Below are 21,692 nucleotides of genomic sequence, written 5' to 3' on the forward strand. Positions count from 1 at the left end.
TTTCTCTCCTTTATTTTTTGTCTATTTTTTTACTGATAAAACTACCTAAAAGCTGTACTATTTGAACAATAATTATAATTACAAATACTGCTACTAAAAGTACGTTATACATTCTTCTTTGATAGCCATATCTATATGCAAGTTGTCCCAGGCCTCCTCCACCTAGAATTCCAACCATTGCTGAATAACCAACTATATTTATAATAGTCATTGTAATTCCGGAAATTACCAAAGGCATTGATTCCGGTATAATTACCTTCTTCACAATCTGTCCATTTGTTGAGCCCATTGCTTCTGCCGCTTCTATTAACCCCTTGTCTATGGAGATAAAGTAGCCCTCCATTAGTCTTGCCACAAATGGTATTGTAGCTATTGATAGGGATAGTATTGAAGCTTGAGTTCCTGTTGATCTACCAAGTAATAGCCTTGCAAGTGGTATTACAAGAAGTATTAGTATTACAAATGGAATAGATCTAAAAATATTTATAATTGCATCGAGCACTTTGTATAGCTTTGGCATCTCTTTTATTCCGCCAGGTCTACTTATCATAAGTAGTATTCCCAGTGGTAGTCCTATGGCAATAGATATAAGTGCCGTTGCAAAAACCATGTACAATGTAGTGAAGGTTTCTGGTATAACTAATTCCAATATCTCTTTATAACTCATTACAACACCTCCACTTTCACATTGTTTTCTTCAAGGTAGTCAAGTACCTTTCCAACTTCTTCGTTGTCACCGAGAACTTCTATAATCATGTACCCCAAGGAGTCCCCGATAACTGAATTTATCTTTCCTTGAATCAAGTTTATTGGTATATCAAAACTCTTTATCAAGTTTGAAAGCACCGGCTTTTTAGAATTTTCTTCGTCATAGGACAGTCTTAAAAGTCTGCCATTAGTATCAAGTTTTTTCCATGCCAGTGACTCGTCTGGTTCAATCAAGTTTTCTATAAAGGATAATGTCCTCTTATTTTTCGGATTTGCGAAAAGACCCTTTACAGTATTCTCTTCAATTATCTTTCCATTTTCCATTACTGCAATCCTATCGCAAACATCTTTCGCCACTTCCATTTGATGTGTAATCATTATTATGGTTGTGTTTAGTTCTTTAACAATTTTTCTAAATAGTTCAAGAATTTGTTTTGTGTTTGCCGGGTCCAGGGCCGATGTGCCTTCGTCACTAAGTAGTACTTTTGGTCTTGTGGCAATTGCCCTCGCTATAGCAACCCTCTGCTTTTGCCCACCGGATATCTCTGAAGGGTAGGAGTTTTTCTTTTCTGTTAAATCCACAAACTCTAAAAGTTCATTTACCCTATTTTCTATTTCAGACTTCGGTATGTTCGCTATCTCTAGTGGATAGGCTACATTTTCAAAAACCGTCTTTTGATTAAAAAGGTTAAAAGACTGAAATATCATTGATATATCTTTACGCTCTTTTAATAGCTCCGCCTTTGTCATTGCTGTTATGTCTTTGTCATCTATAAAGATGGTTCCCGACGTTGGTTCTTCAAGTCTGTTTAAGCATCTTACAAGAGTAGACTTCCCTGCACCACTTAAACCTATAATTCCATAAATTTCTCCTCCTGATACTTTAAATGAAACATCATCTACTGCTCTAAACTTTTTATCATCTAGAGCAAATTCTTTAATAAGATTTTTTACTTCTATCATTTAGTCCTCCTTAAAGGTCTAGGAAATTAATGATTTGAGTATAGAAAAAAACACAGGTCTTGTCAAACAAAAACCCGTGTTTTGGCTATACCTATTATTTATAGCTAGATATTAGCAAGCTGTGACATAGTGTTTCCAATGTCTTCGTAAAACACAAAGTCAGCTCTGCTGTCGTAGTTCGTTTTCGTTTTATTGATTAAAACCAAAGTGTCTCCTCTGAAATAATCTATAAAACCTGCTGCAGGATAAACCATTAATGATGATCCACCTACAATTAAAATTTCTGCGTTTTCAATTAAATTTATGGCGTTATTTATATTTTCCAAGTCCAGTGGCTCACCATATAAAACCACATCCGGTCTTAAAACTCCACCGCAGTTTGGACACTTAATTGAAAAATCTCTCTTCTTCATGTCCTCAAAGTTTAAATACTTTCCACAATTGGTACAATAGTAGTCCCTGAGATTGCCATGAATTTCAATTACATTTTTACTTCCAGCAAGCTGATGAAGTGAGTCAATATTTTGTGTTACAATGCCCCTAAGCTTACCCATATCTTCAAGCTTTTTAAGCGCCAAGTGACATTTGTTTGGCTTTGCCTCTTCATAGATCAAATTATTTCTCACATAGTCCATAAATTCCCTTGGGTGTTCTTGAAAGAACTCGTGGCTAAGCATATACTCAGGACTATATCCCTTATTGTTCTTTTCATTATATAGTCCAGTGGCAGAACGAAAGTCTGGAATTCCCGATGCCGTAGATACTCCAGCGCCACCAAAAAAAACGATGTTGTTATACTTTTTAATTCTCTCTTTTAATTCATTAATATTATTTGAAGTCATAAATACCTCCTAATAGTACTTTACTTCTTCCAATTCCTTTCCATTAAAATAAAAAACTATCTCTTCGCACTTGCCCATGTATAGCTCAAGCATCTCATCCATGGAAGCAGACTTGTTTTCCATTTCAATAAATTCCTGTAAATCCATCCAAAATAGTTTCCCTTCGGGAGAATCTTCTATGAGCTCTCCATCAAAGCACTCGGTGTAGTAAAGGTGGGACAAAAGCCTTTGGTCTATACTCTTGTCATACCACTGAACGATTCCCTTGAGCTTGATGTCACTAATGTTAAGGTTAGTCTCTTCCTTAATTTCTCTAATTACCGAGTCATGAATTGACTCCACCGGCTCCACATGGCCACCGGGAAAGGTTAGCCCCTCCCAGCCTTCTTTAATAGGTTTGTCTAAAACCAAAACCTCTCTTGTCTTTGCATTGTAAATCATACACATATTAAGTATTACTATTTCCATAATTCACCAACTCAAAAAAAAGATGGCATTACCATCTTTTTATTTATTCTTCTTATATTCATTATATTCTACTTCAGTGTAGTATTTCAAATATCTATCGTTTAATAAAACGCCAAGGTTAAATAGTATTCCACCAACAATTGCATTTATAAAATAGATTTTTGGTAAGAAGTATAGTGCTAAAAATCCTAAAATCGTTCCAAATCTACTTACAGTCATAGCAGCCTTTGTCTTTTGCAATTTTTGAACGTAGAAGTTGTTCTTTAAAATAATGTATCTAAATGTGATGGATATAATAAAAATTAATATTCCAAAAATTGGAATAAACAAATTTTCTCTACTTACATAGTAATAGTAAATTCCTTGAAACATTATTATACTTGCAATTATTTGAAGAACTAAACTTAAGTTTCTAAGTAAATGTAAATTTTTATTTTTTAGTTGCCTTACAATTAATGCAAAGATAAATCCTATTAAAGTTATTACAACCCATCCAAATGAGATGTCATAAAGTGGAATGTTGTCACCGGCAAATTTTAATGCACCTTGAACAAATTTCGTATTCTTTAAAGTTTCAGGTAGCACACCAAACACGTCAAACATTGATGCAATGGCAGTGAACACCAAAGTTATTCTAAACACCATCATGTCATTATTAAATAATTTTGAACATAGCACCAAAATTATCATGGCAATGGAAAGTGGATATAAAAATATAAGCACTGGTAGTGAAAGTTTTATTATTTGACTTAATCCAACATTTGAAATAACAAATGAAACAAATGCTATGGCAATTGCAATTTTTTTGTAACTAAACTTTGGAAACATTTTGTTAAACACTTCTGAGCAGGCAGTTATTAGACCTACTGCGGTTTTTAAACATGCCACAGTTACAATGGTTGCAAGAAGAATATGTCCCATGTTCCCTAAAAAGTATATTGAAATTTCATATAGGGCAATTCCTCCGTTTTCTGCAGGCTGTAATACTCCTAAACTTGTTGCACCCATGTATACAAGTGAACCATAGATAACAGCCATAAGCACAACTGTAACTATACCTGACTTGATTGTGTACTTAACTATTTCTCCCGGCTCATTAACTCCAATTTGTCTAATTGAATTTATAACTATAACTGAAAATGCAAGGGCCGCCAAAACGTCCATAGTGTTATATCCTTCAAGAAATCCATTTGAAAATGGAGAGCTTTGATAGCTTTCCATAACTGGTTGCAAACTAGCATCTCCCATAGGCTTTATAAATGCAAAAATTAAAAGCACAGATAATACCACTAAGAAAATCGGATTTAAAACCTTTCCTACATAGGTCATAATCTTATTTGGATTTAAAGACAAAATAAGTGCGATTAAATAAAAAACAAATGTAAAGGCAAGTAAAAATATTGTAGTTTTATCTTCTGGAATATTACTGCTAATGCCCACTTCAAAAGAAGTTGTGCTAAGTCTTGGAATGGCAAAGAAAGGGCCTATGGTAAGATATAGTCCAATTGTAAATAAGTATCCATAAACCTTGCCTATCTTACTGGACATGTCTATTAAGTCTTCTGATTCGCTATAACCAACGGCAAGAACTCCTAAAAAAGGCATTCCAACTGCAGTTATTAAAAATCCAATCAATGCGGCTATGTAATTTTTTCCTGCCATTTGTCCCATTAGTACAGGAAATATTAAATTCCCCGCTCCAAAGAAAAGACCAAATAGCATGGAGCCTATTGCTAAATAACTTTTTAAAGATTTTTTCATTATTTCTCCCTTTTTCTCTTAAATTTTTCTAATTATACTATACTTTTTTTGTTTTTCCAATAGCAAAATAATTATAATTTCATTTACTTACAACAAAATTTCTAAGTTAAACTTCTACATTTTATTTTATCACATTAATGAGAATTATTTCGATAATATCTTTGAATATGATAAAATTATCTTATCAATATTAGAAAGGATAGAGCAATGAAAAAAAGATTTTTAAATCTACTTTTGTTATTAGTAGTAGCAATTACATTTGTAGGATGTAAAAACAACTCTAACGCTGACTCAACAACTTCAAGTGAGTATAGTTTAAAGGCTACCATAGAGCTAATTGAAGATGGAGAGAGTTTTAAAAAAGAAACCTTGAACTTTAATGAAGGGGAAAAACTTCTTGATGTTATGAAAAGAAATTTAGAAGTTGAAGAAAAAGATGGCTTTATTACATCAATTGACGGTCATATGCAAGACGAAGACTCAAAAAAGTATTGGTTATATACCGTTAACGGTGAAATGGCAGAAGTTGGAGCAAATCAGTTTGAACTTCGCGACAGAGATGAAGTTGTTTTCACATTGGAAGTATTGGATAATGAATAATAAGAGAATAGCCCTGTTGTCAATTTTAACGGGAGCCACTGTCCTTGGACGGATTGTAATGGCTCCCGTTCCAAATGTGCAGCCAGTAACTGTAATCTTAATTTTTTTATCTATTTACATGGGCCTTACAAACGCCTTAATAGTTAATTGCCTTGTAATGTTCATTTCAAATATGTATCTTGGTTTTGGTCCATGGACCTTTTATCAAATCCTATCTTACAGCATAATAATATTTCTTTCCTTTTTTCTTTCTAAAATAAAAAAATTTAAAGATTCAACGCTACTTCAAACTGTCTTTGCAGCTTTTAGTGGAATTTTTTATGGATTTATCATTTCAATATTTACTGCCGCCATGTTTTCCAAGACATCAAACTTTTTTGTGTACTATTTAAATGGATTATACTTTGACATAATGCATGGAGTTGGAAATGCAGTACTATACGTATTACTTATACCTCCACTTAAAATAGCTTTGGAAAAATATAAGAAACTTTGACTTTCTTTGACCTACCTGTTATAATAATTATAGGCAATAGAAATCTGCAAAGGAGATGATATTATGTTTAAAAAAATTTCACCAAGAAGATCAAGCCCACTACAAGGTCAATTTAAAGATCTATATGGTATGATGGATGATTTTTTCACTGAAAATATCAATTTATCAGCTAACACAAACTTTAAAGTAGATGTAAGAGAATTAGAAGATTCATATTTAGTAGAAGCAGAATTGCCTGGATTTAAAAAGGATGAAATAAAGATTTCATTTAAGAATGGAGAACTTACTATTGACGCTGAAAAGAAGGAAGAGTCAGAAGAGTCTTCCAAAGATAAAAACTATGTTCACAGAGAGATGAGATATAGTTCTATGTCAAGAACACTATACTTTGAAAATGTAGAAAAAGAAGGTCTAAAGGCAAAGTTAAATGACGGAATACTTGAAGTAAAAGTTCCAAAGACCAATTCAAAAAGTGAAGATGACTATATCAATATAGACTAAGAAATACCAAAAGGGATAGCCGAAGCTGTCCCTTTTAAAATGCATTCCAAAACATATAAAAACCTATTAGTAGTACTAAAAACCCTAAAATATTATTTAATACATTTCCCACCTTTGAATAGGTTTCACTATTTTTCAACTTTTTTACATATCCCACTGAAGTTCCAGAAAGGATTATTAAGAAACTATGTCCCAGGGAATACATAAGCATCAAAAATATTCCCCAGAGAATATTTCCTGTTCCCGAAAGGATTCCTAAAAGCGCAACTAGTACTGGAGTTGAGCATGGTGACGAAAAAAATCCTCCAACAATTCCCGCAAGAAATGCACCGATGCTTCCCCTCTTCTTGTCCTTCATCATAAGTTTTTTTGATGGGATAAAGTTATAGATGCCCCAGGTCTGTAGCGCCATTAAAATCATTAGCACTCCAAGGATGATATACCATGTTCTCGAAGTGTTTCCAATTAATTTTCCCGCTAACATTGCAACAACGGAAAGACTTACAAAGGTCAGCGCCATTCCAATTGCAAATAGCACCGAATATTTGAAAGCCCTCTTGGTGTCCCTCTCTTCAAGGCCTGAGACATAGGAAATTATAAGGGGAACCATGGAAAGGCTACAAGGTGTCAGGGAAGTTAAAATCCCCGCCACAATTGCAAGTACCGGCGCTATCCACACATTGTCCCCTATGACCTGTGCAATTTGACTAAGCCAATTTTGAATCATTACTCTTCAACTCCCATTTCCTTTACAATTTCAAGTAGCTGTTCTTCATTTAAGAAGCCTTGATGAATTGTAAACATAGGTTTTTTTGTTACCTTGTGATTGTACATTTGAAGTTGATACTTCTCCCTTAGTTCCTTACTAGGTTCAAAAGGAGTTCCATCGGCGTTATAAAATATTTGCGTTGGTATAACTTGAATTGGAGCTTCCTTTGCCGCATCTGGATTGTCGTCAATGTCCACATACTTTACAAATGCCTTCCCCACCATCTTCTCATGAAACTTTTTGTACTCTGGCTTCATCATCCTACATGGTGGGCATGTCTCTGAGCCATAGTCAATTACCGCAGGAAGACCTACCTTTGCATACTCTTCAAGCTTTGGAAGACCACTTTCTATGTCCAGTGAGAAGTCTCCATCTGCATCTGAATTCGCCATTTCAGTTGAACTAACATTTGTTTCATTAACAGAAGATGTCTTTAATTTCTCCTTATTCTTAACAAAGTACATTCCTGCAAGTGCAAGCACTATTAAAGCAGGAAGTACAATCTTCATTGTTTTATTGTTCTTCATATTTACCTCCTAAATTAATAATACCCTTGTTAGCATATGGAAAACATAGGAAATAAAAAGACCCCAAGTTAGACTTAGGGCATTCATATGGTTTGTATTTAAGAGGGTGGATTATATTTAAGGTGTCTCACAATCTTCATCCAAGCTCATTGCAGGAGGAGCTGTTAATCCTTCTCTTATATTTGCAAGGTTATGAAGTTGTGCTTTCCTTAATTCTTCTAAAGAATTATAAATGGTTTCTTCTGGTTCTTCTTCCGTTTCATCATCTGACTTAACCGGGGATATACCCTTAGGCTCGGATCCGTTTAAATAAGTTGTTGTCTTTGAGCTTAACTTTTCTGATGGTTTTAAACTTTCTTTGAGTGGCTTTATCATTTCCATTTCTTTATTTAATCTAAAGGATATTCCATCATTAAGACCATATAAATCTGTTACATAGAGTTTTCCATTATCATTTTCCACAGTAATGATTATGCTACGGTTCATACCTTGAGAACTCTTTTCAGGGTCTGTTGACTCCGCTTTGCTTCCACTGGTTTCCCAAATTTCATCAAAGGTAAGTTCAACTCTGTAAAGGTTTTTATATTTTTCCTTTAACTTCACATTATTAAACTTATGTTCAAAAAGTGTTATCTCAAGACCGTTATTTTTAAAATCTCTAACTGTTGAATGGTCTACTGCATTTCTAACTTCCATTTCAGTATTAAAAAGCTCGTTGCCTGGTTTTAAATACTTTTCTTCAATGTCTTTGTAGTCCATTGGTTTTAAAGTCTTATAGGTTTCATCTGCAAATTCCTTTGCAAAACTTAACACTTCAGACTCTATGGCTTTGTCCTTCTTTTCACTTTGCTTTGCATATGCCATATATCCAAGAGGAATTATTAAGCATATGGCCAACAAAATCGCCAATACTTTTTTCATTTTTAACCTTTCTACCACCCTCATCTTTAGTTTATATCACTAATAATTAAAATGATATAGCTTAAATCAATCTTAGGAATTTTGTAATGATTTTGTAATAATTAAAAAAGAGATACCTCTAGGATATCTCTCCTTGTTCGTCTATTGCATTTTTAAGTGTATGCCATGCAAGCACTGCACATTTTACCCTTGCAGGCATTGTCGAAATGTTTTTAAACACATAGCCCTCTTCAAGTTCTTCTTCTAACTTTTCGTCGTCTGTCTCTTCTCCTCTAATCATCTTAAGGAAAAGATCAAGCTTTTCATAGGCCTCTTCAACTTTAAGTCCTCTTATTTGGTCACACATGATTGAAGTGGAGGCTTGGCTTATGGCACAACCTATTCCAGTGTAAGCAATGTCCTTTACCACACCGTCTTCTATGTCGACTCTAAGGGTTATGTCATCACCACAGCTTGGGTTATGTCCCCTCTCCTCCATGGTGTAGGGATCTAACACCCTCTTATTGCTCTTGTCTTGGCTATGTTCAAGTATTACTTGTGAATAAAGTTCGTTAAGATCCAAATCCCATTACCCCCCTTACGGTTTTAAGTTTTTCTATAAAGTATTTTGCCTCTTCCAAATCGTTATAGAAATATGGACTAACTCTATTTGATGCAGGTATTCCCAAATATTTTCCCAGTGGTTGAGCACAGTGATGTCCTGACCTTATGGCGATGCCATATGAATCTAAAATTGTTGCAACATCGTGGGGATGTACATCGTCAATTGTAAATGTAATAACCCCTTGTCTCTTACTTGGGTCCTTGGTACCAACAATATTTATATGTGGAACTTTTTGCATCTCTTCAACTAGGTACTCCATCATTTCACCATTGTGTTCTTCTATATAATCAAAACCCACATTATTTAAATAATCTATGGCAGCCTTTAGTGAAACGGCTCCTTCAACATTTTGAGTTCCAGCTTCAAACTTGGTTGCTCCTGATGCAAATGTGGTTGTTTGCTCTTCCACATACTCAATCATGTCGCCACCAGATAAAAATGGTTCCATTTTATCAAGCATTTCTGATTTTGCGTATAGAACGCCAATTCCCATTGATGAAAGCATCTTGTGACCTGAAAAAGTATAGAAGTCACAGTCAAGTTTTGTAACGTCAACTGGAATATGTGGTACCGCTTGAGCTCCGTCAATTACTGTAACTGCTCCCACTTCTTTTGCAAGTTTCATCAACTTTTCAACTGGTGCAATGGTCCCAAGAACATTTGAAACATGATTGAATGCAACAACTTTTGTATTTTTATCAATCTTTTTAAAGTCCTCTTCCAAGTACTCTCCAGTTTCTTTGTCAATATAGATATATTCAAGTTTCGCTCCAGTCTTTTGACAAACCCTTTGCCATGGAACGATATTTGAATGATGTTCTGCAATTGTTATAACAATTTTGTCTCCCTCTTTAAGGAACTTTTCTCCATATGACCTAGCAACTAGGTTTAGTGCTTCTGAGCCATTTTTAGTGTACACAATTTCATCACTTGACTTTGCGCCAATAAACTTTACCACCGTTTCCTTTGATTCTTCATATTCTCTCGTAGAATCAATTGAAAGCACATGGGCTGCCCTATGAGGGTTACCGTTGTATTTTTTATTGTATGTTTCAACTGCATTTAAAACTTGAAGTGGCCTTTGGGAAGTTGCCGCATTGTCAAAGTAAACAATGGGCCTTCCTTTAACCTGTCTATTTAAAATCGGAAAATCTTTTTTGTATCTATTCATTAAATCATCTCCAACTTTGCATCTAATGAGGTGATAATAAAACTTCTAAGTTCTTCATCTTCAATTCTGTCGATAACGCTTGAGAATGAACCTTCTACAATCATCTTCTTCGCTTCCATTTCAGTAAAGCCCCTACTCATAATATAGAATAGTATTGTCTCGTCAACCTGTCCTGCTGATGCGGCGTGGTTTCCTGCAACGTCATCTTCTCCTGCAAGAAGTATTGGAATTGCAAATGATTTAACTTTGTCATTTAGAAGAATTACATTTTCTGCTTCGTCACCTTCAGCGCCCTTACATCCCTTAACAAAGTCTAAAGTACCTCTAAAGTATTTCTTTGCATTATCCTTTAGCGCACCTTTTACTTGGTAGTTTCCATTTGTGTTCTTACCAATGAATTTGATGTCATTATAAAGGTCTGTTAAAGAATTTCCTTCGCCGATGTAGATACAGTTAATTTCCGCATGGGACTCGTCTCCCTTTAGGTCTGAAACATAGTGATAAAGTGTTTCTTCTCCTTCAAGGTTTACAATAAGATAATTCAAATATGCATCTTCTAAAAGTTCTGTATATCTATGTTCAATATGTCTCTTTGTCTTTTGTCTTTGTACCTTAACAATATTTATTTTAGAGTCACGTTCTCCATGAACCCTTGTTAGTATATTTGTATATCCGTCTTCTTCTTCGCCTCTGAAATCAAGAGTTAAGTTAATTGTGCTGCCCTCTTTCGCATAAATGGAAAGGTCTGAAATAATATTTTTGTTATCTTTGTCCATTGCAAAATCCAAGTACACATCTATAACTTCATTTTCTTTTGCAACGATATATTTATTAAAGTTTGCCTCTTCCATAGCTTCCTTTAAAGACTCTTTGCTTGCACCTACAAAGGTTTGGGGAATTTTAATTTCATTTTCAATTGAATCGCTTAAAAATTCTTCTCCCTTTTTAATAGGATTTAATTTATATTCTTTTATATCTTTATTTAAGTCTTCAAGTGTTACAGAGTTTGCCTTTGTCCATCTAAAAGTTAAGACTGGAAGTTCGTTATAAATTGTCATATTTCCCTCCTAACCTATGGTTCCCTTTAATTCAAGGTTGATTAAATTGTTCATTTCAACAGAGTATTCAAGAGGCAATGCCTTTGATACTGGTTCAACGAAACCTCTAACAACCATGGCATTAGCTTCCTCTTCAGAAATTCCCCTACTCATTAAATAGAATATGGTTTCGTCAGGAATTCTACCAATCTTTGCCTCATGTCCTATATCCACATCGTCATTTTCAATTATAATTGCAGGAATGGTATCAGCTCTGGATTCATTGTCCAGCATTAGAGACTCACAGTTTGTAGTGGCCTTTGATCCATGTGCATTTTTTGCAATGTGAAGAAGCCCTCTATATATGGCGTTACCACCACCCTTTGAAATGGACTTAGTATTTGTATTTGAAGTTGTGTTTGGCGCTGCATGAACAACCTTAGTACCTGTGTCTAGGTCTTGCTTTCCTGAAGCAAATGTAACTCCAGTAAATTCACTATGAGCACGTTCTCCTCTCAATATACTCATTGGATATAGATAGGATACTCTGGAACCAAATGAACCACTAACCCATTCAATGGTACCGTCTTTGTCAACAACTGCTCTCTTAGTGTTTAGGTTGTACATGTTCTTTGACCAGTTTTCAATTGTTGAATATCTTAAATATGCACCTTCTTTAACATGAAGCTCTACAGCTCCTGCATGAAGGTTATTTACATTGTACTTAGGCGCAGAGCAACCTTCAATAAAGTGACACCATGCACCTTTTTCAACTATTATAAGCGTATGTTCAAACTGTCCTGTTCCAGGAGCATTTTGCCTAAAGTAGGATTGAATTGGAATATCCACATGCACCCCTTCAGGGACGTACACAAATGAACCCCCTGACCAAACAGCTCCATGAAGGGCGACGTATTTGTGATCAGTTGGTGGTATAAGCTTCATAAAGTATTCTTTTACGATTTCTGGATACTCTTTAACTGCAGTATCAAAATCTGTATAGATAACACCTTGGTCTGTTAAGCTCTTTTGAATGCTATGAAAAACAACTTCAGAGTCGTATTGAGCTCCAACACCTGCCAGCGATTTTTGGTCAGCTTCAACTAGACCTAGCTCATCAAAAGTATTTTTAATATCTTCAGGCACATCGTCCCAAGAATAACTTAAGTCTGAATCAGGTCTTACATAGGTTATAATATCGTCTACATTTAAATCGGAAATGTCTGCACCCCATGGTGGGTTTTCAAGTTTGTTATAGATTTCAAGTGATTTTAATCTAAACTCAAGCATCCACTGCGGTTCGTTCTTTTGAGCAGAAATTTCACGAATAATCTCTTCGTTAAGCCCAGCTCTAGTCTTATATCTATAATTAAATTCGTTCTTCCTGTCTAATAACTCCCTATTGAAATCGTCAATATGAGTCCTTTCCCTTTTTGTTTCAGACATTAAATCACGTCCTTCTTGTATGCATCGAATCCGTTTTTGTCTATGTCGTGGGCAATTGACATATCCCCTGACTTAACAAGTTCTCCATCTACGAATACATGAACAAAGTCTGGAGAAATCTTTTCTAATAGTCTAATTTGGTGAGTGATTATAATAATTGCATTGTCTTTGTTGTGGAAATCATTAATTCCTTGAGAAACAATTCTAATTGCATCAACGTCAAGGCCTGAATCTGTTTCGTCTAAGAAAGCAAGTGTTGGATTTAAAATCTTTAGTTGAAGAATTTCATTTTTCTTTCTTTCACCACCAGAAAATCCTACATTTAAATATCTTTGTGCATAGCTTGGATCTATTTCAAGCGTTTCCATTTCCTTTTTAAGTTCTTTGTTAAAAGCTAATATCTTTTGCTTTTCTCCTGTGATTTCAGTCTTTGCAGTCTTTAAAAAGTTTTCAACTGAAATTCCTGGAACTTCAATAGGCGCTTGAAACGACATAAAGATACCTTCCCTAGCTCTTTCATCTACTTCAAGTTCGTTAATTCTCTTTCCTTTATAATAAATATCTCCTTCAGTTATTTCGTATTTAGGATTACCCATAATGCAGTTTGCAAAAGTCGTCTTACCCGCACCATTAGGCCCCATGAAAACATGTATTTCTCCCGCATTTATTGTCAAATCAATTCCTTTAAGAATGTGATTGTCTTCTACTCTAGCATTTAAATTTTCTACTCTCAGTAGCTCTTTCATATAAACCTCCCTATCCTACTACTTTAGTAGGTTACTTAATCAAAGTTATGTGATAAAACTCTCAAATGCCATTATATTACATCTTGTAAAAATAAAAAAGGTAGAGAGTTATTTAAGTTATTTGATTGGTCAAAATATTTCTGATTTTTGAAATTAAATAAAGCGATCCCGTTATAACCACAGGTCCTTTACCTTCACTATCCTTTATGGCTCTTTCCACCGCTTCCTCTGGTTCTTTAAATCCATATACATTTGAAACTCCAAAACCTTTTAAGGTTTCAACGGCCTTTGCCACAGGAAGTTTTCTTCCCTCAAAAGGAACTTCTGTCAAATAAAAATCACAATTTAATTTTGCCAATTTGGAATATATCTTTTTATATTCCTTGTCCTTTAATATGCCGACAACTAAATTGAACTTTTCAGATATATTTTCTTCTATGAAGGAAACAAATCCATTTATTCCATCTTCATTGTGGGCACCATCCATTAAAATATCCATGTCTTTATATTTAATCCATTCGAGTCGTCCAGGAATAAACGCCTTTAAAAGACCACGCTTAATAGATTCACCTTTAATACTATACCCAAATTTTTCATTTAAAATCTTTATAGTTTCAATTGCCATAACAGAATTATAGATTTGATTTTCTCCCACCATGGATAAGGAAATATTATCAAAGTTACCATATGAATAACTTGAACCATTTTTGTTTATATTTACATTTTTTATGTTACTAAAATCAGGTTTAGTCACCTTTGCATTTAGCTTCGAAGCCTTCTCGTCAATAACTTGAACAACTTCTAATGGAATTGGGTATGCCAGTACTTCATCACCCTGTTGAATGATTCCAGCCTTTTGTTTAGCAATCTCTTCAATGGATTTACCGAGTACACCTAGGTGATCAAGTCCTATATGAGTTATAACGTCAATAAGTTTTCTGTCAAAAACATTGGTGCTGTCTAAAAGACCTCCAAGACCAACTTCAAAAAGCGCTATGTCAACATTAATAGAATTAAAATGTTCGATTGCTACAATGGTTGAAGCCTCAAAAAAAGAAAGAAAATTTTCCTCGTCAAATTTATCCTTCCAATTCCTTAAAATATTTAAAAGTCTTTCAGCATATTCTCTATAACTTATATAACCACTTGAAGTCTTTATGGATTCTGTATCAGATATGATTGAAGGGCTTGAAAAAAAACCTATATTTAGATTTTCCTCCTCTAAAATAGATTTTATAAAAGTCCCCGTAGAGCCCTTTCCGTTTGTCCCAGCAATGTGAATTACTTTTAAGTCGTCCTGTGGATTTTTTAAAAATTCTAAGTAACTTTTAATTCTATCCAAGGACAAATCCATTCCAGGTCTCGGCCAGTTCTCTTTTATATTAAAATAAATTTCTTCCCAATTTGAATCTTCTTTTGGTACAAAATTAAAAATATCTTCCATACTTCATCCTGCCTTACTCATATTCTTCATTATAACATATAAATAATACCCAAATTCAATAATTTCAACTTATTTTTGCAAATAAAAAAGGATAAGTTCTTTTTGTTTTTTAACTTATCCCTTTTAATAGAATTTTATTCCGACTCTAGACGAACTTTTTGGTTCTATCACCTATTATCAAATCCTTTCGTCTAATAATGGTCTTTATTTTTTTAACTCTCAGATAACTTTACTCACGTTATCTTCAATGAGATATCCCTGATATCCCTAATTATTTTTTATTTGTTATTCAATTGTACTGACCTCTTGGTCTTATAGATATTAATTTCTTAAACTTTATTTTTTAATATCCAAGGGTTTCTTTATTCTAAAATTCTATAATCAACCTTTTAATTTTTACTAGAATCGAATAAAATTCTTTAACAAGTCGACTCCACTTATGTTATTGAACTCTACCATCAATTTCGCCTATGATGTCTTCCTTGTTATTTTAATTATACCCGGTAAAATATTTTAAAACATTTTCCCGGGTATTTTTTAATAATTTTTTTACAATTGTTACATTTTTTTAATTTTGTTTAACTTTTTAAACTTATTTTATTCTCTCTGCAATTCTTTGTGCCTTTTTATATATTTCCTCTTCGCTAAATCCTATGTTGAACTTGCCATCTCTATATAAAATTTTTCCGTCTACCATGGTTAGCTTGACATTTTCTTTGCTTCCGCTGTATACAATGTTTTTTGTAATGTTATTTATAGGTCTCATATTTGGCCTATCAAGGTTAATTACAATTAGGTCAGCCTTCTTTCCCTCAGCAATAACATCGCAGTCAAAAAGTCCCATGGCATGGGCTGAGTTGACTGTTGCCATTTTTATAACATCATTTCCGTCTATTAGTGAAGCATCGAAGTTTCTCACCTTTGTTAGACCTGACACTAAAAACATCTCTCTAAACATATCTAGGGCGTTGTTACTTGCAGGCCCATCTGTACCAACTCCAACAGGAATTTCTTTTTCTTCGAACTTTTCTATTGGAGCAATTCCCGATGCAAGTTTTATATTTGAAGAAGGGTTTGTTATTACATATAGCCCCTTGTCTTTAAATATATCCATGTCTTCATCGTTTAAATATACACAGTGGTATCCGCCACCACCGTAGTTATATATGCCCAGTTCATCGAAAAGTTTTGTAGGTGTTATGCCATATCTTTCAATACAGTCTTCAACTTCTTTTTTGGTCTCAGAGTTATGCGTCCAAACTGGTGCTTTATATTTTTCAGCAAGTTTTCCAATTTCCTCTAGTAGCTCCTTTGAGCAGGTGTACTCTGCGTGAAAACCAAATTTATATGAAATTAATCCATTATACTTTTCGTCGTTGTATTCGATATAGGACTTTTCCATATCTTCAATGGAAGACACGAAGTTATTTAACGCTCCACATAGCACGGTTCTAAATCCAGTATCTACAGATGCTTTCACTATCATATTCTCTGGGAAGTACATGTCGAAGTTTGCAGTTATACCTGAAGTTAGATATTCCATAATGGCAAGAATTGAAAGCCAATAAACATCGTCCCCTTGAAGCTGTGCTTCCCTCGGAAAAATATGTTCAGTAAGCCAAGTTTGTAGTGGATAGTCATCTGCATTAGATCTTAAAAATGTCATTGCAGAGTGGGTGTGTGCATTTTTAAATCCTGGCATAAGAAGATTTCCCTTTAGGTCAATCTCTTCATCCCATTTTATATCGATGTCTTTTCTTTCACCAACGTAAATAATTTTATTGCCCTGTACCCAAACTTCTTTTTCTTCTACTTCATAGCCATTTGCCATGGTTAAAATTCTTCCATTGTAAAATCTAATATTCATTATCTCTTTCCTTTATCGTAAATTTCTCCAAGTGCTCTAGGTGCTCTATTGCTCTTACTAAAGAATACAAGTAAAAGTAATGTCAATAGGTATGGTAGTACCATAATCAAGTTAGAGTAACTACTTGGTAGTTTTAATAATTGTATAAATTGGAATCCTGCAGATTTTGCAAATCCAAATAGCAAACATGCCCCAAGTGTAGGTATAATAGTCCAGTTTCCAAATATTAAAGCTGCTATGGACAAGTATCCATACCCAACAAAAAGCGCTGATGAAAAGTTTGTAGAAATTGAATATGCAAAACATATTCCCGCAAGTCCTGAAAGGGCTCCTGAGAACATTACTGCAATAAATCTTGTCTTTGCAACGTCAATTCCTGCCGCATCTGCAGAGTTAGGATTTTCACCACAGGCTCTTAGGTGAAGGCCGTACTTGGTCTTGTAAAGTATATACCATGCAATTAAGGCAATCACTATGATGATAATTTCAAATGGATATATCTTTGAGAAAAATCCACCGATTATTGGTACCTGTGATAAATATGGAATTGTAATTCTATCTGATACATCTAGAACAAATTTATCTGAAGGGTTGTTGAACACAACTTTGTTTATCTGCTTTGTCAAAAATGTTGTTAGGGCCAGTGCAAGAATATTTATAACCACACCGGATATAACTTGGTCTGCTTTAAACTTTATACATAAAAGGGCGTGAAGCATTGAGTAGATCATCCCTACAACCATTGCCAAAAGTAGGGATAGATAGTACACAGACTTTCCATCCATTCCCCAAAAGCTCACTGCCATAACTGCAAACAAAGCTCCTCCAAATGCTCCAAAGCCTTGTAGACCTTCCAGTGCCAAGTTAGTAATTCCAGATTTTTCAGAGTAGATTCCTCCAATGGCCATTATTAAAAGTGGAAGTGCAAAGGACATTCCGTCAATTATTATCGTATTAAGCATTTTCTTCCTCCTTGTTTGCACTTTCTTTAATTACTGCTTTTTCTCTATTGTTAAGTTTATATTTGAAAAATGCTCCACAGGCGCTAAATAACAAAATAAGTCCTGTTATAACTGCAGATATTTCTCTATCCACTCCCGCTTGTGAACTCATGTAGTTTCCACCTTCACTAATCAAGTTAATAATAAATGATGCAAACACAATTCCCACAGGATTTGAGTTACCAAGTAGACAAACTGCAATGGCATCAAATCCCACAGCTGGAAGTACATTTGGTCTTATTGAACCATAGTATCCAAGGAAGTAGGTTACACCGGCAATTCCTGCAAGGCCACCGGATATAAACATAGTCTCTAAAGTCTTTTTACCAACGTCTATTCCCATGTACCTTGAAGCCTCTTTACCTGCCCCAACGGATTTTATTTCAAAGCCCATAACGGTTTTATCCATTATGAATTTAATTACAATCACTGTAATAATAGCCAAGATTATTGCCAGTGGTATATTTATTTTAAATCCACCAATGCGCATATTCATTAGTGTAAGTCTTGCATTTTGCGAAATGTTTTTAGACTGTCTACTAACAGGATCAACGTATTTCGTGTTTATAAAGAATGCAATTATATACTGGGCAATGTAGTTTATCATTATGGATGAAACTACTTCATTAATATTGAATTTGTATTTTAAAAATCCAATTAGCCCACCGACTATTGCTCCCATGATAAATCCAATTATTATAACAAGTGGCTTTGCAATTACTGCATTTAAATCTGAATAGCCTATTAACACGGTTGTTATAAATCCCGCCACAAGCATTTGTCCAGAAACACCAATGTTGAAAAGTCCACCCTTTAAGGCAACCATTACTGCAAGGGATGCAAATATCATTGGAGTAAATGCGTTTAAAAAGTCCGCAAAGTCTGTGACCATGGACTTACCACCTGCGTATCTCGCCTTTGGTGCAAGTCCCACACCTTGTAGTAGATTATAAAATGCAGAAAGAGGATTCTTGCCAAGTATTAGTAAAATTATTGCTGCAACCACAAGGGATAGTGCAATGGAAAATATAGGGATTAAAATATTTTGTCTTTTCATCAAATTCTTTTCACTCTTATTTTTCATTCCCTCACCCCCATCATGGCAGCTCCAACTTCTGTACTTGTAAGCTTCGAAGCTTCTTCGATTTTTAATATTTCACCATTGTAGATTACACCAATTGTATCTGCAAGGTTCATTACCTCTTCAAGTTCTAGTGAGATAAGAAGTATCGCTTTCCCCTTCTTTCTCTCTTCCAAAATATATCTGTGAATATTTGTTACGGCACCTATATCAAGGCCCCTGGTAGGTTGTACATAGATTTGAAGTGGAGAGTCCTGTTCAATTTCACGACCGATTATGGCCTTTTGTTGGTTACCACCACTCATGGAACGAACGATGGTATCTCCCCTTTGTCCCGATCTAATATCGTATTTGTCTATTATTTCGTCACCATATGACTTTATCTTTGAGAAATTTAAAACTCCTGATTTTGAAAAGCCTTCCTTATAATAATTTTTAGAAGAAATATTATCTTCAAGATTAAAGTCCATTATAAGTCCAACTGAGTGTCTGTCTTCAGGAATGTATGATATTCCACCATCATTTCTTTCTCTAATGGACCAGTCAGTAATATCTTTTCCTAAAAGTTTTATAGAGCCGGAGTCAGCCTTCATCATGCCTGCAATTGCATCGGCAAGTTCCACCTGTCCATTTCCTGACACGCCGGCTATTGCCATTATCTCGCCCTCTCTAATGTTGAAGCTAACGTCCTTTACAACCTTAATCTTGTCTTTATTAATAACATTTAAATTCTCAACTTCAAGAACATTCTTTCCAAAATTTGCTTCTTCTTTTTCAAGGGTAAGCTCAATGTCTTTTCCAACCATCATAGATGAAAGTTCTTTTTTAGTCACGTCTTTTGTATCAACAACATCAATTAACTTTCCTCTACGAAGGATTGCACATCTATCTGCAACTTTTTTTATTTCATCTAATTTATGTGTAATAAGAAGTATGGTCTTGCCCGCTTCTTTTAAATTCAAAATAATTTCAAGAAGGTATTCAATTTCTTGAGGAGTTAAAACAGCGGTTGGCTCGTCAAATATAAGGATTTCAGACTCTCTGTAGAGCATTTTTAAAATTTCAACCCTTTGTTGTATGGACACATTAAGATCTTCTATAACTGACTTTGGGTCCACTTCAAGTCCATATCTAGTTGAAAACTCTTCAACCTTTTTATTAGCTTCTTCCATGTTCACATATGGAAATAACCCCAAAAATTTCTTTTGTGGTTCAATTCCCATAATTATATTTTCTGCTACAGTGTAGTTTGGAACTAGTTTAAAATGTTGATGAACCATTCCAATGTTTAAATCTGTAGCAACATTTGGTGATGTAATTCTAACTTCTTTTCCATCTATTAAAATACGACCTTCATCCGGTTCGTACATTCCAAAAAGCATACTCATAAGTGTGGACTTACCCGCACCATTTTCTCCAAGCAGTGCAAATATCTCGCCCTTTTTTACCTTTATAGTAACATTGTCATTTGCAACAACCCCAGGAAATCTCTTGGTAATATTTTGCATCTCTACAATATACTCCGCCATTGTACCCTCCTCTTTAATATGTAGAGGTTACCCGAAGGTAACCTTAATTTTATAGTCCTTTAAATTGTTCAGGAGTTTCTTCGCTGAAGTTTGATGGAGGTACTATATTACCATTTTTAACTTCGCCATATACTTCTTCTAACTTCTTAAGAGTTTCTTCAGATAGTTGATTTCTTCCTTCTTCTTTTACATATCCTGTTGAGTCAGTATCTGCATGAAGAAGTGCATTTTCACCTTTGAAACTTCCATCAGCTATTGCATTTAATTGTTTTTCAACGTTCATATGCATAACTTTTAATACAGAAGTAAGTATTACATTGCCTGAACCTGTCTTACCATCGTCAAATTGGTCAACGTCACAGCCTATAACCTTAACGTTTTCGGCTTCTTTTGCAGCGGTAAATACACCATTACCTGATCCACCAGCAGCAACTAACATAACGTCAACTCCCTCTTTGATAAGAGCTTCTCCTACAACTTTACCTTTAGCTTCGTCATTGAAGTTACCTACGTAGTTACCACCAACGTTTTTACCTGTAACATCTTCACCAGCGTAAGATGGAAGTTCAACTAATTCTGCCTTTGCTCCCATGTTTTTAACAGCATAGTTTACACCAGCTTCAAAACCATATTGGTAGTTAACATTTGATGGGAATGCAATACCATTTACTACAGCAACTTTTCCTGTTGTAGTTTCAAGAGCTGCAGCGATACCTGCAAAGAATCCTGATTCTTGTTCAGCAAATTGCATTGCATATACATTGTCAACAACCTTTTCTTCTCCGCCAACTGTTGGATAAGAGTCAACTAAGATAAACTTAGTATCCGGGTTTTCTTCTGCGATGTCCCCGATTCCTGCAAATTGGAAACCACAGCAAACTATTACATCATAGTCTGCAACGATATCTGCAACTTGTTTAACTCCCGCTGCAGGGTCCCCTGTTGGTTCCTTGATTGGAGTAACCTTTGCATTTGGATGATTTTTAATAAATGCTAAAACCCCATTGTAGTTATCTTCGTTGAAACTTCCGTCATCAACACCTGATGGACTTGAAACAATTGCAATGTTAAGTCCTTCGTCATTTGCTGCTGCAGCGTTTGATGCGCCAGTTGATCCTGTTTCAGGAGCTGGTTTACATGCAGTTAAGCAAAATGATAGTACAAGTAGTAGCGATAGAATCGCTATGTTTCTTTTCTTCATCTTTATCCC

The 21,692-nt window shown here is 34.8% G+C and carries 22 protein-coding genes; 3 read left to right on the forward strand and 19 right to left on the reverse strand.

The genetic code is table 11. The features are described from left to right. Window positions 1–10: 10 nt before the first annotated feature. From WKS98_RS05130 to brnQ, 5 genes are all read right to left on the reverse strand, one after another. Entirely contained in the window at window positions 11–667 is a 657-nt protein-coding gene (locus WKS98_RS05130; RefSeq protein ID WP_498917483.1) for a methionine ABC transporter permease, read from the reverse strand. Next, window positions 667–1,671: a methionine ABC transporter ATP-binding protein gene (locus WKS98_RS05135; RefSeq protein WP_498917485.1), complete on the reverse strand. Its 1,005-nt coding sequence runs from the start codon at window positions 1,669–1,671 to the stop codon at window positions 667–669. The genes WKS98_RS05130 and WKS98_RS05135 overlap by 1 nt, the downstream gene beginning before the upstream one ends. A 104-nt stretch (window positions 1,672–1,775) precedes the next feature. Beyond that, the gene (locus WKS98_RS05140; RefSeq protein WP_498917486.1) at window positions 1,776–2,513 is read right to left on the reverse strand and encodes an NAD-dependent protein deacylase; all 738 of its coding nucleotides are present in this window, start codon (window positions 2,511–2,513) and stop codon (window positions 1,776–1,778) included. Window positions 2,514–2,522: 9 nt separating this feature from the next. Then, entirely contained in the window at window positions 2,523–2,981 is a 459-nt protein-coding gene (locus WKS98_RS05145) for an 8-oxo-dGTP diphosphatase (RefSeq protein WP_498917488.1), read from the reverse strand. 39 nt (window positions 2,982–3,020) lie between these two features. After that, entirely contained in the window at window positions 3,021–4,742 is a 1,722-nt protein-coding gene (brnQ, locus tag WKS98_RS05150) for a branched-chain amino acid transport system II carrier protein (RefSeq protein WP_498917489.1), read from the reverse strand. A 207-nt stretch (window positions 4,743–4,949) separates the two neighbouring features. Between brnQ and WKS98_RS05155 the strand changes: the two genes are divergently transcribed. From WKS98_RS05155 to WKS98_RS05165, 3 genes are all read left to right on the forward strand, one after another. Continuing rightward, window positions 4,950–5,342, forward strand: a complete 393-nt coding sequence (locus WKS98_RS05155; RefSeq protein ID WP_498917491.1) for a DUF4430 domain-containing protein — start codon at window positions 4,950–4,952, stop codon at window positions 5,340–5,342. Continuing rightward, window positions 5,335–5,838 carry a hypothetical protein gene (locus tag WKS98_RS05160; protein ID WP_498917492.1) on the forward strand — a complete coding sequence of 168 codons (504 nt, stop codon included), beginning with the start codon at window positions 5,335–5,337 and terminating at the stop codon, window positions 5,836–5,838. The genes WKS98_RS05155 and WKS98_RS05160 overlap by 8 nt, the downstream gene beginning before the upstream one ends. Before the next feature lie 63 nt (window positions 5,839–5,901). Continuing rightward, the gene (locus tag WKS98_RS05165; RefSeq protein WP_498917493.1) at window positions 5,902–6,339 is read left to right on the forward strand and encodes an Hsp20/alpha crystallin family protein; all 438 of its coding nucleotides are present in this window, start codon (window positions 5,902–5,904) and stop codon (window positions 6,337–6,339) included. Between the two features lie 34 nt (window positions 6,340–6,373). Here the strand turns inward: WKS98_RS05165 and WKS98_RS05170 are convergent, their stop codons facing one another. From WKS98_RS05170 to WKS98_RS05235, 14 genes are all read right to left on the reverse strand, one after another. After that, the gene (locus WKS98_RS05170; RefSeq protein ID WP_498917494.1) at window positions 6,374–7,066 is read right to left on the reverse strand and encodes a cytochrome c biogenesis CcdA family protein; all 693 of its coding nucleotides are present in this window, start codon (window positions 7,064–7,066) and stop codon (window positions 6,374–6,376) included. Continuing rightward, window positions 7,066–7,635 (reverse strand): thioredoxin family protein, encoded by a 570-nt coding sequence (locus WKS98_RS05175; protein ID WP_498917496.1) that lies wholly within the window; start codon window positions 7,633–7,635, stop codon window positions 7,066–7,068. The genes WKS98_RS05170 and WKS98_RS05175 overlap by 1 nt, the downstream gene beginning before the upstream one ends. 117 nt (window positions 7,636–7,752) lie before the next feature. Further along, the gene (locus WKS98_RS05180) at window positions 7,753–8,556 is read right to left on the reverse strand and encodes a hypothetical protein (protein ID WP_498917497.1); all 804 of its coding nucleotides are present in this window, start codon (window positions 8,554–8,556) and stop codon (window positions 7,753–7,755) included. Window positions 8,557–8,674: 118 nt separating this feature from the next. After that, window positions 8,675–9,118 carry a Fe-S cluster assembly sulfur transfer protein SufU gene (sufU, locus tag WKS98_RS05185; RefSeq protein ID WP_055078348.1) on the reverse strand — a complete coding sequence of 148 codons (444 nt, stop codon included), beginning with the start codon at window positions 9,116–9,118 and terminating at the stop codon, window positions 8,675–8,677. Next, entirely contained in the window at window positions 9,108–10,331 is a 1,224-nt protein-coding gene (locus WKS98_RS05190; RefSeq protein ID WP_498917499.1) for a SufS family cysteine desulfurase, read from the reverse strand. The genes sufU and WKS98_RS05190 overlap by 11 nt, the downstream gene beginning before the upstream one ends. Then, complete coding sequence (locus tag WKS98_RS05195) at window positions 10,331–11,389, reverse strand: SufD family Fe-S cluster assembly protein (RefSeq protein ID WP_498917501.1); 1,059 nt, start codon at window positions 11,387–11,389, stop codon at window positions 10,331–10,333. Before WKS98_RS05195 ends, WKS98_RS05190 begins: the two co-directional genes overlap by 1 nt. A gap of 9 nt (window positions 11,390–11,398) precedes the next feature. After that, window positions 11,399–12,814 (reverse strand): Fe-S cluster assembly protein SufB, encoded by a 1,416-nt coding sequence (gene sufB / locus WKS98_RS05200; protein ID WP_498917502.1) that lies wholly within the window; start codon window positions 12,812–12,814, stop codon window positions 11,399–11,401. Next, window positions 12,814–13,560, reverse strand: coding sequence for a Fe-S cluster assembly ATPase SufC (sufC, locus tag WKS98_RS05205; protein ID WP_498917504.1), 747 nt, complete (start codon window positions 13,558–13,560; stop codon window positions 12,814–12,816). The genes sufB and sufC overlap by 1 nt, the downstream gene beginning before the upstream one ends. 112 nt (window positions 13,561–13,672) lie before the next feature. Continuing rightward, window positions 13,673–15,004: a bifunctional folylpolyglutamate synthase/dihydrofolate synthase gene (locus tag WKS98_RS05210; protein WP_498917506.1), complete on the reverse strand. Its 1,332-nt coding sequence runs from the start codon at window positions 15,002–15,004 to the stop codon at window positions 13,673–13,675. A gap of 592 nt (window positions 15,005–15,596) precedes the next feature. Beyond that, window positions 15,597–16,871 (reverse strand): amidohydrolase, encoded by a 1,275-nt coding sequence (locus WKS98_RS05215; protein ID WP_498917508.1) that lies wholly within the window; start codon window positions 16,869–16,871, stop codon window positions 15,597–15,599. After that, window positions 16,871–17,833 (reverse strand): ABC transporter permease, encoded by a 963-nt coding sequence (locus WKS98_RS05220; protein WP_498917510.1) that lies wholly within the window; start codon window positions 17,831–17,833, stop codon window positions 16,871–16,873. The genes WKS98_RS05215 and WKS98_RS05220 overlap by 1 nt, the downstream gene beginning before the upstream one ends. After that, entirely contained in the window at window positions 17,826–18,956 is a 1,131-nt protein-coding gene (locus WKS98_RS05225) for an ABC transporter permease (protein WP_498917512.1), read from the reverse strand. The genes WKS98_RS05220 and WKS98_RS05225 overlap by 8 nt, the downstream gene beginning before the upstream one ends. Beyond that, entirely contained in the window at window positions 18,953–20,482 is a 1,530-nt protein-coding gene (locus WKS98_RS05230; RefSeq protein ID WP_498917514.1) for an ABC transporter ATP-binding protein, read from the reverse strand. Before WKS98_RS05230 ends, WKS98_RS05225 begins: the two co-directional genes overlap by 4 nt. 49 nt (window positions 20,483–20,531) lie before the next feature. After that, window positions 20,532–21,683: a BMP family lipoprotein gene (locus WKS98_RS05235; RefSeq protein ID WP_498917515.1), complete on the reverse strand. Its 1,152-nt coding sequence runs from the start codon at window positions 21,681–21,683 to the stop codon at window positions 20,532–20,534. Between the last annotated feature and the right edge of the window lie 9 nt (window positions 21,684–21,692).

Source organism: Lagierella sp. ICN-221743 (assembly GCF_037890055.1).
Lineage (GTDB): Bacteria > Bacillota > Clostridia > Tissierellales > Peptoniphilaceae > Mediannikoviicoccus.